We start from the raw sequence: 11,842 nt of genomic DNA, 5'->3' as shown, positions 1-11,842 counted from the left end.
TCCAGTGAGCACTGCCAAACTCCGGAGTGACCGGGCACCAGCCGATGGGTCTTCTTCAGGACAGAGATGGTGGCGCACTGAGCGGAAGGTAACTACCTGCGTCGCTGCGGGGGCGGGATTTAACCCGCGCCGGCTACCTGGAGTTCAGGAACATGTGTTTAAGACTAGCAGAACGCCATTATTCGCCTGGCCCGCGGCCCCAGGCCGAGCCGGAACAGTACACTGCGGGCGTGCGGCCGCTCTTCCGCCCGGTTTCCCTTAGCGCCGGACGCCAACTAATCTGGCCAGTTATGGAGTCTGCACACTATTTCAGCGCCCAACCCGCCGGGCCGTTCACCCGCAAGCCGCTGACCGTGGAGCTTGCCGGCGGGACACGGCAGCTGCAGACATCATCGGGCATCTTCAGTCCCGATGGCATCGACAAGGGAACGGCTGTGCTGCTGGCCGATGCGCCGCCCCCGGCCCCGCAGGGTAACCTCCTGGACATCGGCTGCGGCTGGGGTCCGATCGCGCTGACCATGGCCCTCCGGGCCCCGCACTCACACGTCTATGCGGTGGACGTCAACGAGCGCTGCGTGAGCCTGACGAACGAGAACGCGGCGCTGCTGGGGCTGGGAAACGTCACAGCCAGCACCCCCGGCGCCGTCGACCCGAAACTCCGCTTCGACACCATCTGGTCCAACCCGCCCATCCGGATCGGCAAGGACGAGCTTCATGCCCTGCTCCTCCACTGGCTGCCCCTGCTGGCCCCGGGTGGCTCGGCGTGGCTCGTGGTCCAAAAGAACCTCGGCTCGGATTCGCTGCAGCGCTGGCTCGCGGGCGAACTGGACAGCAGCTTCACCGTAACCCGGGAAAGCACGTCAAAGTCCTTCCGCATCCTGAGGGTCAGGAAAGCGTCCCACTAGCCACGATGACGGCCGGGCCGCTGAGCTCAACATGCTCGTGGCCCTCCGCGCCGAGGAAGAACTTCACGCCGACGACGCCGCCAGGCACGTGGACATTCCAGACGTCCGGGGCGCCCTGGCCGGCCCAGTGGCGGATCGCGACGGCGGCGGCGCACGCGCCGGTGCCGCAGGACTGGGTCTCCCCCACGCCGCGCTCGTGCACCCGCATCGTGATGGTTCCGACGCCGTCGTGGACCAGCGGCTCGGAGGGCACGACGAACTCGACGTTGGTGCCGTGCGGCGGGGCGGGATCCACAAGGGGTGCGGTGAACAACCGGGTGGCCTCGAGCTCGGCCGGCTCGGCCAGCGCGACCACAGTATGGGGGTTTCCCATGCTCACGGACAGCGCCGGCCGGGCGACCTCCAGGCCTTCCGCGCTGACCAGCGAATCCATGGCCCGCGCCGTCGCCTCGCCGGGGAAGATGAACTCCCAGGGCCCCATGTCGACGGCGTAGCCGGCGGCAGTGCGCACAATCGTCTTGGCGCCTCCGCGGGTGCCGATGGTCAGTGATTCGCCGGCGGGCAGCTCCACCAGGCCTTCTGCGATCAGGAAGTGCACGAAGACGCGGACGCCGTTGCCACACATTTCGGACAGCGAGCCGTCACCGTTGCGGTAGTCCATGAACCACTCGGCGTCCGGGTGTTCCAGCAATAGTTCCTGGCCCTCGGGCAGGAGCCGGGACGGGACCGCGCGGATCAGCCCGTCGCCGCCGATTCCGCGGTGGCGCTCGCACAGGGCGGCGACCTGCTCGGGGGTGACGGAGAGGGTGCCGTTCGGATCGGCGAGGAGCACAAAGTCGTTGCCCGTGCCGTGGCCTTTGGAGAAGGTGAGCCCGCTCAACGCTGCAGTGCTGCCGGCGGAGTGAGGATCAGCGGCTGCGCCCTGGGATTCGTTCATGCTCCAAGATTACCGGTCAGGTTGCACAGCCCCCGCAACAGGCGCCGGGGCACCCCCGGGGGCGCACAGGGCGGCGGCCTTTGCCACCAGTCCGGGATCCTGCCAGTCCAGCCAGTGGATGCGCGGGTCGGCACGGAACCAGGTCAGCTGCCGCCGGGCGAACTGCCGGGTCGCGACGATGGTTTCCTCCGTGGCCTGGGCCGTGTCCGAGCCGCCGTCGAGGACCCGGAGGAACTGGGCGTACCCGAGGGCGCGCGGGGCGGTCCTGCCGCCGCGGAGGCCCGCGGCGTCGAGCTTCCGCACCTCCTCCAGCAGGCCGCCCGCCACCATGGCGTGAACGCGAAGAGCCAGCCGCTCCCGAAGCTTTTCCCGGTCCACCTCGAGACCGATCTGCACGGCGGGCTGGAAGTACTCGCGGGTGGGCATGAAGGAACTGAACGGCCGCCCGGTCAGTTCGAACACTTCGAGGGCTCGGATGACCCTGCGCGCGTCGCCGAGCCGGCCGGCGGACTCCGGGTCCACCATCTGCAGCCGCGCCAGCAGCGGCGCAGGTCCCCCGGTCCCCAGTTCCGCTTCGAGCCGGCGGCGGAGCGCAGGGTCCGTGCCCGGAAATTCCAGGACGTCCAGGGCGGCACGGACGTAGAGGCCGGAGCCGCCGGCCAGGATGGCGCGTTTGCCCCGGGCGTGGATGCCGGCGATCAGCGCGCGGCACTGCTGCTGGAATTCCGAGACGCTGGCTTCCTCCGTCACGTCGAGGATGTCCAGAAGGTGGTGCCGCACTCCCCTGCGCTCGGCGTCGGTGATTTTGGCGGTGCCGATGTCCATGCCGCGGTAGAACTGCATGGAATCGGCGTTGATGACCTCGCCGTCGAGTTCGAGTGCGAGCGAGACTGCAAGATCGGATTTGCCCGAGCCCGTCGGCCCGACGACGGCGATCACGGGCGGTGCCTGCCCGGCCCTGTCCTGCGGACCCGCCACGGGGTCAGCGGCCGCGGGACGGAAGGCTGGGCATGCCCAGGGACACGCCGGAAATTCCGGAGGCTGCCGCCGGCACGGGCGCGCCGCAGGAATCCGCCTGGGACCGGTCCCAGGCGTCTCCCGCGCGGGAGCGGCGCACGGTGTAGTCGTCCGCCGACGCCGGGTCCGCAACGAGGTGGAAGGCCGCGGCGCCGGTGATGGTGACCGTCACCAGATCGCCGGGGCGGGGCACCTCGGCGCCGGCGGGGACGGAGAAGTGCACCAGCCGCTGGTCCTGGGACCGGCCGGAGAGCCGGTGGGTTTCCTCGGCTTTGCGGCCGGATCGGGCCGTGACCATGACTTCCACCCGGCGTCCGAGCTGGCGGGCGTTTTCCTCGGCCGCGATGCGGTCCTGCAGGGCCGTGAGCCGCTCGAAGCGTTCCTGGACCACGGCTTTGGGGAGCTGGTCCGGGAGATCGGCCGCGGGCGTGCCGGGGCGCTTGGAGTACTGGAAGGTGAACGCCGTGGCGAAGCGGGACTTCTCGACGACGTCGAGGGTGGCCTGGAAGTCCTCTTCGGACTCGCCGGGGAAGCCGACAATGAGGTCCGTGGAGATGGCTGCGTGCGGGATCTTCTCGCGGACCTTGTCCAGGATGCCGAGGAATTTCGTGGAACGGTAGGAGCGCTTCATGTCCTTGAGGACTTTGTCTGACCCCGACTGCAGCGGCATGTGAAGTTGCGGCATCACATTGGGGGTTTCAGCCATGGCATCGATGACGTCGTCGGTGAAGGCGGCCGGGTGCGGGCTGGTGAACCGGACCCGCTCCAGGCCGGGGATCTCGCCACAGGCGCGCAGGAGCTTGGAGAAGGCCTGCCGGTCGCCGAACTCGACGCCGTAGGAGTTCACGTTTTGGCCCAGCAGTGTTACTTCGATCGCGCCGTCGTCGACGAGGGCCTGGATCTCGGCCAGGATTTCGCCGGGCCGCCGGTCTTTCTCCTTGCCGCGCAGGGCCGGGACGATGCAGAAGGTGCAGGTGTTGTTGCAGCCCACGGAGATCGATACCCAGCCTGAATAGACGGAGTCCCGCTTGGTGGGAAGGGTGGAGGGAAAGACGTCGAGCGACTCGAGGATTTCCAGCTGCGCCTCGTTGTTGTGGCGGGCCCGCTCCAGCAGGGCCGGCAGGGCGCCGACGTTGTGGGTGCCGAAGACCGCGTCCACCCACGGGGCCTTCTTCAGGATGGCTTCGCGGTCCTTCTGCGCCAGGCAGCCCCCGACGGCGATCTGCATCCCGGGGTTGGCTGCCTTGACGGGCGCCAGCATCCCCAGGTTTCCGTAGAGCTTGTTGTCGGCGTTCTCGCGCACGGCGCAGGTGTTGAAAACCACGACGTCGGCGAGTTCCCCGGCGGCGGGCACGTAGCCGGCCGCCTCCAGCAGCCCGGCCATGCGTTCGGAATCATGAACGTTCATCTGGCAGCCGAAGGTGCGCACCTGGTAGGTGCGGGGCTGCAGAGTTTCAGCTGGGACATCGCCTGCTGAGGCGGTGTCCATGGAAGGGGCGGTGCTGGCTGCTGGGGAGGGAATGGTCAAACTCACCTGTTAAGGGTAACGGGTTCACGGTGTCCCCGCGCTGGCTGCCGGGGTGCGGGTCCAGAAGGCCGGTTCAGAAGTCCGGTCCGGCTTCGGCGCCTGCCACCGCGGCATCGAGGACTTCGCCCACGATCCGGAACGCCTGGGAAGGCTGGTACCCCTTGCGGGCCAGCATCGAGGCCAGCCGCCGGGTGGTCTTGTCCCGCTCGGCACGGTCCTCGAACCCGTTGACTCCCCTGAGCTTGCGCTGGACGAGCTCGCGCGCGGCGGATTCCTCGTCCGCGTCGCTGAGCTGTTCCAGGGCGCCGGCCGCAATGTCCGCGTCGATGCCCTTCTCCGCGAGTTCACGCCGGAGCGCGCCCTTGGCCAGCTTGCGGCTTTGGGACCGGCTGCGGACCCACATGTCAGCGAAGTCTGCGTCGTCGATGAGGCGCACTTCTTCGAAACGGTCCAGCACGGCCTCGGCAACGTCACCGGGGACATTGCGCTCGGCCAGCTTGCGGGCGAGCTGCAGCCGGCTCTTGGGCGAATTCGTGAGCTGCCGCAGCACGATGGCCCGGGCTACGGCCGCGGGGTCAGCGTCCCGGTCCGGTTCCGCGGACCGGCGCGCCGACGCTGCCTCCGTGACGTCGATAACGCCGGGGGCAGGTTTCCGTGCTGCGAATCCTGCCCCCCTGCGTGCCCCGCGCCCGGAAGCGGTGCCGTCAGACGCCTGGCCGTTAGAAGCCGTCAACGGCCTTCAGCTTCGGCGAAGCCTCGGTCTCGGCGGGGGCCTTCACGCCGACGCCGAGCTTTTCCTTGATGAGGCGCTCGAGCTCGGCGGCCAGCTCAGGGTTGTCGCGCAGGAACCGGCGGGAGTTCTCCATTCCCTGGCCCAGCTGGTCGCCGTCGTACGTGAACCAGGAACCCGACTTCTTGATCAGGCCGTGCTCGACACCCATGTCGATGATGCCGCCCTCGCGGGAAATACCCTGGCCGTAGATGATGTCGAATTCAGCGATTTTGAAGGGCGGGGCCATCTTGTTCTTGACGATCTTGGCCTTGGTGCGGTTACCGACGGAGTCCGCGCCCTCCTTCAGGGTCTGGATCCGGCGGACGTCGATGCGGATCGAGGCGTAGAACTTCAGGGCCTTACCACCGGTCGTGGTTTCCGGGGAGCCGAAGAAGACCCCGATTTTTTCACGCAGCTGGTTGATGAAGATGGCGGTGGTCTTGGTCTGGCTCAGGCGGCCGGTGATCTTACGCAGGGCCTGGCTCATCAGGCGGGCCTGGAGACCAACGTGACTGTCGCCCATGTCTCCTTCGATTTCCGCGCGGGGAACCAGCGCGGCGACGGAGTCGATGACGATGACATCAAGGGAGCCTGAGCCGATCAGCATGTCCATGATTTCCAGGGCCTGCTCGCCGGTGTCCGGCTGCGAAACCAGCAGCGCGTCGGTGTCGACGCCCAGTTTGGCGGCGTATTCCGGATCCAGGGCGTGCTCGGCGTCGATGAACGCGGCGATGCCGCCCAGGCGCTGGGCGTTCGCTACCGCATGCAGCGCGACGGTGGTCTTACCGGAGGATTCCGGTCCATAGATTTCCACGACACGGCCGCGGGGCAGGCCGCCAATTCCCAGGGCGACGTCCAGCGCGATGGAGCCAGTCGGGATGACCTCGATCGGCGCACGAACCTCGTCACCGAGGCGCATGACTGAACCTTTGCCGAACTGCTTGTCAATCTGGGCAAGTGCTGCGTCGAGCGCCTTCTGACGATCCGGGGCTGCGGCCATGGTTCACACCTCTAATACTTTCGCTGTGGAGTGGCCGTTGCGGGCCGGTGGTGTTTTGATCGGTGTTGCTTTGATCGGGTCAAGTGGTTGGTTCGATCGGTTGTCTGCCACTACTGACGCTAGTGCCACCCACCGACAGTGTTGCCAGCCGACGTCGCGTATGTGGAAATCGCCCTGAAAAAAGCATAGTCCTACCCGAACAGATATTCGAACAACGGGGCGGCGTGTCAGGCTGCGGACACGCCGGTCGCCGCAGACCTGTGTCAGCGCGGTTTAACGTCGCGGCCAAGCCGCCGCTCGGGCGGGACGTCCTGCACGTCGCAGAGGGCCAGCCAGACCTGCCGGGGCGGGACGCCGGCGTTGAGGGCTTGGTCGGCCGTGCGCCCGCCCACTCCGGCCAGGACCATTGAACTGCTGAGGACACGGGAGTACCCGGCTCCGAATTCGTCGTCCATAAGGCGCCAAAAGTCACTGATTCGCACCAATAGAGTCTCTCACGGTGCGGGCGGACTCTAGAATGGTGGCCATGACCAACCCCGCCGAGGGCACCGGGAATCCCGGGAGCGCCGAGGACCCCTCAGAAGCCGGGCTTAACGCCGTCGAAAACCAGCTGAGCCTGTTCTGGCGACGCGGACGCTCCATTTCCCAGCAGCTGTCGCGTCAAGTCCACCCCGAGATGGAACCGGCCGCGTACGGCCTGCTCGCCGTGATCCGGCGGCAGGGTCCCATGCGGCTGACCGATCTGGCCTCAAGCATCGGCGTCGGGAAGCCCTCCGTGAGCCGGCAGATTGCGTTCCTCGAGGGCCTAGGCCTCGTGTCCAAGGAGGCCGACCCGCTCGACGGCCGGGCACAGATCATCGGCCTGACACCCACGGGCGAGGACAAGATGCATCAGGTGCAGGACGCCCGGCGCAAGGTCTTCCGGGAACGGCTCAGGGAGTGGCCGCCGGAAGAACTCGAGACCCTGGCCCGCTACATCGCCAAACTCAACGCCACGTACGAACGCGACGGCTTTCCCCGGGAGGAGTCCCCGTAACCTCGGCCCCTCCGGGTCCCACGGAGGGCACTTGCCGCAAGCACGTCCCCGCAGGCACGTCCCTGCAGGCACGTCAGCAATATCCCCGCTGACGCAAAGAGGACCCCCGGCGTGGCCGGGGGTCCTCTCCGTTGTCGATGTTGGGGTCGGGGCTAGCGCGCCCCGGAGAGAAGGCCCTTGGCCAGCTCATCGTTGAGGTCGGTGTTGAGCTCACGGTCCAGGTCGCGGCCGTACCGCTGAGCGAAGTCCTGCGGGACGGTATCCGGAACTGCTACTCCCTCAGCGACGGCGACGCGGTCGCTGACTTCGCGGAGCATGCTGGATAGCGGAACATCAAGGGCCGAGCAGATCGAGGAGAGCAGCTCCGAGGAGGCTTCCTTCTGGCCGCGTTCCACTTCGCTCAAGTAGCCCAGGGAAACGCGGGCACTGTGGGAGACTTCGCGGAGGGTGCGGCCTTGGCGTTGGCGGACATCGCGGAGTACATCACCGATTTCGTGACGAAGTACAACCATCTTGCGCTCCTTCTGTTCGCTCTTAGCCTGATCGGCGAGGCCCACATCCTTCCAGCGGACAACGCCGTTTATGGATACGGGCTGCTTTACCATCTGTATCGCCTTGCTCCCTCGTATGTCGAGTCCACCCGCCAGGGTGGACTGTTGATGCTCTCATCCTAGGCGCCTCCGATATTCGGAGGCGACACAATGTAACAACTATTCGGAATCGACTTTTGTTCCCGGCAACTTTACGTCGGGTAGCTTTTGGCTGCCAGCGCTTCGAGCAACCGTTCCAGCGACGCCGCGCAGGCCAGGGCCCGGATTTCGGGTCGGGATCCCTCGAAACTGTACCCGTACGACGTCGTCCCCTCCGCGGTGGCGATGCCCACGTAGACCGATCCGACGGCCTTCCCGCCGTGCGGTTCCGGGCCGGCGACGCCGGTGGTGGAGACCCCTATGTCGGCGCCGCAGATCCTGCGGGCGCCGTCGGCCATGGCCTCGGCGACCTGTCCGTCCACGGCGCCGACGGCGTCGAGAAGCTCACGGGGGACGCCGAGCACGCCGGTCTTGACAGTGTTCTGGTAGGAGACCACACCGCCCTGCAGCATCCCGGAGGCGCCGGGAGTGTCGGCGAGGACAGCGGCGACCATGCCGGCGGTCAGGGACTCGGCGGTGGCCACCGTGAGGCCGCGCCCGATGGCCTCGGTGACGGCCTGCTCCGCGAGGCGGTGCAGATTGGGGTGCTCGGTGGGGTGCTGGTCGGCTGGCAGATTCGTCACGGCTTGCCCTCCTGGATCTTCTGTTGCTCCGCCCGGATTCCGCTGGCGCGCAGCTTGAGGGCTTCGATGACGTATTCGCCGCCGGTCCACAGCGTGATCGCCAGGGCAACCATCATCACCACGAAGGCCACGACGCCGAACCACGCCGCGACGGAGGCCAGCGGGATGAGGTACAGGAAGATCGCCAGCGTCTGGGTGGCGGTCTTGAGCTTTCCGCCGCGCGAGGCCGGGATCACGCCGTAGCGGATCACGGAGAAGCGCAGGGCGGTAATGCCCCACTCGCGGACCAGAATCAGGACGGTGACCCACCACGGGAGTTCCCCCAGCAAGGACAGCATGACCAGCGCGGAGCCGATCAGGAGCTTGTCCGCGATCGGGTCCGCGATCTTGCCGAAGTCGGTGACGAGCCCGCGGCTGCGCGCAATGTCGCCGTCGAGCTTGTCCGTGTAGATGGCCACCGCGAACGTCGCGGCGGCGGCCCAGCGCCAGATGCCGTCCTGGCTCTCCAGCCCCGGTGCGTCAAGCAGGAGGAACCAGACGAAGAAGGGCACCATCGCGATCCGCAGCATCGTCAGGATGTTGGGCAGGTTCCAGATCCGCTGGGCGGGCCCGGAACTGTTGGCGTCGGTGCTAGTCACCTTCCTAGGCTACCGTCCGGTGAGGGACCAGGCGTCTTCGGAGCCGTCCTCATCATCGCCGGAGCCGGCGTCGGCCCCGTCGTAGTACTCGGTATTCTGGCTGCGCCGGTCCAGGTCCGTGGCGACGAGGTCCTCCGCGTAGCCGCCCTGGGCGATGTTCGCGTTGGCGTTCTCGCTCAGTGCGGCCGTCTGGGAATCGGCGACGGCAGGCACATCCATGCCCTTCATGGCGGCGAGCACCGCGGCAAGGTCGTCCGGCTTGACCAGGACGTCGCGCGCCTTGGAGCCCTCGGAGGGGCCGACGACGCCGCGGGATTCGAGCAGGTCCATCAGGCGGCCGGCCTTCGCAAAGCCGACGCGCAGCTTGCGCTGCAGCATCGAGGTGGAACCGAACTGGGTGGTGACCACGAGTTCGGTGGCCTGCAGCAGGACCTCGAGATCGTCTCCGATGTCGTCGTCGATCTGCTTCTTCTGCGCCTCGGGGGCAACGTCGTCCCGGTACACGGCTTTGAGCTGGCCCTTGACGTGTTCGACCACCTTGTGGATCTCGGACTCGGTCACCCAGGCACCCTGGACGCGCATGGCCTTGGAGGCGCCCATCGGCAGGAAGAGCGCGTCGCCCTGGCCGATGAGCTTCTCGGCGCCGGGCTGGTCCAGGACCACGCGGGAGTCGGTGACGGAGGAGGTCGCGAAGGCCATCCGGGACGGGACGTTGGCCTTGATCAGGCCGGTGACGACGTCCACCGAGGGCCGCTGGGTGGCGAGGACCAGGTGGATGCCGGCGGCACGGGCCAACTGGGTAATGCGGACGATCGAGTCTTCGACGTCGCGCGGGGCCACCATCATGAGGTCGGCGAGTTCGTCCACGATCACCAGCAGGTACGGGTACGGGCGGATGACCCGCTTGGAACCCTCGGGTGCGTGGACCTTGCCGGCCCGCACCGCCTTGTTGAAGTCATCGATGTGCTTGAACCCGTAGTTCGCGAGGTCGTCGTAGCGTGCATCCATTTCCCGGACCACCCATTGCAGGGCCTCGGCGGCTTTCTTGGGGTTGGTGATGATGGGCGTGATGAGGTGAGGGACCCCTTCGTAGGCCGTCAGCTCCACCCGCTTGGGGTCCACCATGACCATGCGGACCTCGTCGGGGGTGGCGCGCATCAGGATGGAGGTAATCATGGCATTCACGAACGCCGACTTGCCGGCGCCCGTGGCGCCGGCCACCAGGAGGTGCGGCATCTTGGCCAGGTTCGCCACGACGTAGCCGCCCTCGACGTCCTTGCCGACCCCGATCACCATGGGGTGTTCCGTCCGCCGGGCGTTCTGGCTGCGCAGCACGTCCCCGAGGGACACGGTTTCGCGGTCCGTGTTGGGGATCTCAATGCCGATCGCGGACCGCCCGGGGATGGGGCTGAGGATGCGAACATCCGAGCTCGCGACGGCATAGGAGATGTTTTTGGACAGGGCGGTGACGCGTTCCACCTTGGTGCCCGGGGAAAGCTCGATCTCGTAGCGGGTCACGGTGGGACCGCGGCTGAAGCCGGTGACCTGGGCTTCGACGTTGAACTGGTTGAGGGTCTCGGTCAGGGAGGCGACGATCGCGTCGTTGGCCTCGGTGCGCTCCTTGGGGATGGACCCGGGCGTCAGCACGTCCGACGCCGGCAGGGTGTAGGTGACGTCGCCGGCGAGGGAGAGCTGTTCCGTGCGCTGCGGAATCGGCGTAGGCAACGGTGGCGGCGTGACGGGACGGGAGGGCACCTGCGCGGCGGCGGCGGCCGCGGTAGCGGACGGAACGTTGAGGGAACCGGCGGCCACCATGCCGGGGGTGACGAGCGGGATCGCCTCGGTGGCGTTCTCCCCCACGGCTCCGGCGGCGCTGGCTGCCCCGGTGCCCAGGCCCTGGGCTGCCTTGATCTTTTCGACGGCGATCTCGGCCTGGGTGGGCCGGCGCACGCCGGGCGCCACTGATTTGGCGCCCTTGCCGGCCGCCTTGGCGGCGGCGGCTGCTTCCTCGTCCTCGACGAGGGCACGTTCGAAGGCCTCGTCGCCGACATAGCCTTCGAGGCCGGCGTCGGCGGTTCGGTCCTTGCCGAAGAGGCGGCGGCGCTTCTTCCTCGCAGGGGCCGGCGTGTCGTTTTCGTACAGGTAGCTGCGGTCGTGGCCGTCGCCGCTGTCGCCGTCCTGCAGGTCGATGCCCATGAGGTGCTCGTAGGCGCCCCGCAGCCTGCTGGGGATGGCGCCGAAGGGGGTGGCGGTGACGATCAGGAGGGCGGTGAAGGCGAGCAGGCCGTAGAGCGCCACCGGGACGGCGGCGTGGATCGTTGCCAGCGGCGCAGCGGCAAGATAGCCGAGCATGCCGCCGGCACGGCGCAGGCCCTCGAAGCCCTCCGCGACGGTGGGCTGGCCGCCGATGATGTGGGCCAGGCCGCAGCCGGCGAAGGTCATGATGAGGAAGCCGATACCGATCCGGTTGTTGCCGCGGCCGTCGTCGGGCTGGCGGAACAGCCGGAAGGCACAGACAAAGAGCATGAGCGGAAGCAGCAGGGACATCCAGCCGAAGGTGCCGTTGACAATTCCGTAGACCAGGTCCGGCAACCAGCCCCGGAAGCCCCACCAGGCGAAGGTAGCAACGACGACGCCGAGGGCGAGGTTGAACAGGGCCGCGCCGTCGCGCCGGTCCTCGGGGGCGAGGTCGCTGACGTCGGATCCGATCCTGCGGACCCCGGCCCCGACGACGTG

At 67.7% G+C, this 11,842-nt stretch carries 12 protein-coding genes; 2 read left to right on the top strand and 10 right to left on the bottom strand.

Going from position 1 to position 11,842, the window contains the following annotated elements:
• The first annotated feature begins 290 nt into the window (after positions 1 to 290).
• Entirely contained in the window at positions 291 to 905 is a 615-nt protein-coding gene (locus BJG92_RS09830) for a class I SAM-dependent methyltransferase (RefSeq protein ID WP_232083838.1), read from the top strand.
• Here the strand turns inward: BJG92_RS09830 and dapF are convergent.
• The 6 genes from dapF to BJG92_RS09800 all read right to left on the bottom strand — a co-directional run bounded on the left by dapF (position 886) and on the right by BJG92_RS09800 (position 6,641).
• Positions 886 to 1,842: a diaminopimelate epimerase gene (dapF, locus tag BJG92_RS09825; protein ID WP_232083837.1), complete on the bottom strand. Its 957-nt coding sequence runs from the start codon at positions 1,840 to 1,842 to the stop codon at positions 886 to 888. The two genes, BJG92_RS09830 and dapF, sit on opposite strands and share 20 nt — an antisense overlap.
• Before the next feature lie 9 nt (positions 1,843 to 1,851).
• Complete coding sequence (miaA, locus tag BJG92_RS09820) at positions 1,852 to 2,820, bottom strand: tRNA (adenosine(37)-N6)-dimethylallyltransferase MiaA (protein WP_232083836.1); 969 nt, start codon at positions 2,818 to 2,820, stop codon at positions 1,852 to 1,854.
• Between the two features lie 4 nt (positions 2,821 to 2,824).
• On the bottom strand, positions 2,825 to 4,393 hold the full coding sequence (gene miaB, locus BJG92_RS09815; RefSeq protein WP_374199785.1) for a tRNA (N6-isopentenyl adenosine(37)-C2)-methylthiotransferase MiaB: 1,569 nt from the start codon (positions 4,391 to 4,393) through the stop codon (positions 2,825 to 2,827).
• 67 nt (positions 4,394 to 4,460) lie between these two features.
• Positions 4,461 to 4,940 carry a regulatory protein RecX gene (locus BJG92_RS09810; RefSeq protein WP_232083851.1) on the bottom strand — a complete coding sequence of 160 codons (480 nt, stop codon included), beginning with the start codon at positions 4,938 to 4,940 and terminating at the stop codon, positions 4,461 to 4,463.
• A gap of 166 nt (positions 4,941 to 5,106) precedes the next feature.
• On the bottom strand, positions 5,107 to 6,159 hold the full coding sequence (gene recA, locus BJG92_RS09805) for a recombinase RecA (protein WP_224049150.1): 1,053 nt from the start codon (positions 6,157 to 6,159) through the stop codon (positions 5,107 to 5,109).
• A gap of 263 nt (positions 6,160 to 6,422) precedes the next feature.
• On the bottom strand, positions 6,423 to 6,641 hold the full coding sequence (locus BJG92_RS09800) for a DUF3046 domain-containing protein (protein ID WP_232083835.1): 219 nt from the start codon (positions 6,639 to 6,641) through the stop codon (positions 6,423 to 6,425).
• A 44-nt stretch (positions 6,642 to 6,685) separates the two neighbouring features.
• Here BJG92_RS09800 and BJG92_RS09795 point away from each other — a divergent pair, with 44 nt between their 5' ends.
• A complete protein-coding gene (locus BJG92_RS09795) occupies positions 6,686 to 7,195 on the top strand; it encodes a MarR family winged helix-turn-helix transcriptional regulator (protein WP_232083834.1) in 510 nt (169 codons plus the stop codon).
• A 152-nt stretch (positions 7,196 to 7,347) separates the two neighbouring features.
• Here the strand turns inward: BJG92_RS09795 and BJG92_RS09790 are convergent, their stop codons facing one another.
• From BJG92_RS09790 to BJG92_RS09775, 4 genes are all read right to left on the bottom strand, one after another.
• Positions 7,348 to 7,800, bottom strand: coding sequence for a helix-turn-helix domain-containing protein (locus BJG92_RS09790; RefSeq protein ID WP_232083833.1), 453 nt, complete (start codon positions 7,798 to 7,800; stop codon positions 7,348 to 7,350).
• 137 nt (positions 7,801 to 7,937) lie between these two features.
• On the bottom strand, positions 7,938 to 8,459 hold the full coding sequence (locus BJG92_RS09785) for a CinA family protein (protein ID WP_269461897.1): 522 nt from the start codon (positions 8,457 to 8,459) through the stop codon (positions 7,938 to 7,940).
• 5 nt (positions 8,460 to 8,464) lie between these two features.
• Entirely contained in the window at positions 8,465 to 9,106 is a 642-nt protein-coding gene (pgsA, locus tag BJG92_RS09780) for a CDP-diacylglycerol--glycerol-3-phosphate 3-phosphatidyltransferase (RefSeq protein ID WP_232083831.1), read from the bottom strand.
• A 9-nt stretch (positions 9,107 to 9,115) separates the two neighbouring features.
• On the bottom strand, positions 9,116 to 11,842 hold a 2,727-nt coding region (locus tag BJG92_RS09775), incomplete at its 5' end, for a DNA translocase FtsK (protein WP_232083830.1).

The sequence above is a fragment of the Arthrobacter sp. SO5 genome (assembly GCF_020532805.1).
Classification (GTDB): domain Bacteria; phylum Actinomycetota; class Actinomycetes; order Actinomycetales; family Micrococcaceae; genus Arthrobacter.
Note: the sequence above shows the minus strand (reverse complement) of the source record. Positions and strands in the feature narration are given on the sequence as shown.